Below are 883 nucleotides of genomic sequence, written 5' to 3' on the forward strand. Positions count from 1 at the left end.
CCTGCGCTTGGCGGATTCCTTCTTCCTTCCCCCGAATCAGCGTCTTTGGACGGGTCGGGTCTACATCCAGCACCGAGGTCGAATTAAACAGCAGGGACTCGCCGTCCGGATAAGGAAAACAGGTGATGCTCTGCCGCGGGTTGCTGGTGAGGCCTGCTGCTTTCCTATCAAGGTAATAAGGCAGCAGCTCCCTGCGCAGCGAATGAATGGCTGACCATTGCCGAATATCCGGCTCCTTCAGCCGGGAGCAGTCAACCCCGCTGACCTTGAAAGTCGCAGTGGCGGATTGCAGCCTGCCATCGCCTTCTCTGCCCAGCTTGTATTGCAAGCCCGCCAACGCGGAAAGATTGCCGTCGGCAGTGGCATCGAGATAGATTTTGGCGGTAACCGTTGTGGTCCGGCTGCCCTGAAGATGCAGACGGACAATTCGTCCGTCCTTCGTATCCACTTGGGACACCTGGCAGTGGGTCCATAACGTCAGGGTCGGTTCGGAGGCCAATAGCCTCTCATATGCAGCCTTCAAATCCCGCTCATCATAGGTTGGAACGAGCTTCTCATTGTAATGCGTGTACGAGGCGGGGAACAGCTCCCGGTGAATGCCGCTAGTAATCGGTCTTCCCCAGGAATCCCGGAAGTTGCATATTAAGGACACGCTTGAGAATACGCCGGTTCCCCCAACTTCATCGGCTTGCTCAAGCAGCAGCACCTTCATCTGCAATCTTGCGGCAGCAAGCGCCGCGCTGATCCCTCCGACGCCCGCACCCGCGATGATCATATCAAAATCATAAGACTCCTTGTTCATATGGTTATACCTCCTGAATGTGCAGCTTCTCTCCCCCTGCGGAAAACCGGCCTGCCAGCACCCGTTGCGGGGCACCGCTAT

At 56.9% G+C, this 883-nt stretch carries 1 protein-coding gene; it reads right to left on the reverse strand.

Translation table 11 applies throughout. The annotated features are described in order from the left end of the window. Nucleotides 1-802 (reverse strand): FAD-dependent oxidoreductase (locus BN1360_RS00075; RefSeq protein WP_148466484.1); only part of this gene is annotated, 802 nt, incomplete at its 3' end. Nucleotides 803-883 lie beyond the last annotated feature (81 nt).

Source organism: Paenibacillus sp. GM2, assembly GCF_900069005.2.
GTDB lineage: Bacteria > Bacillota > Bacilli > Paenibacillales > Paenibacillaceae > Fontibacillus.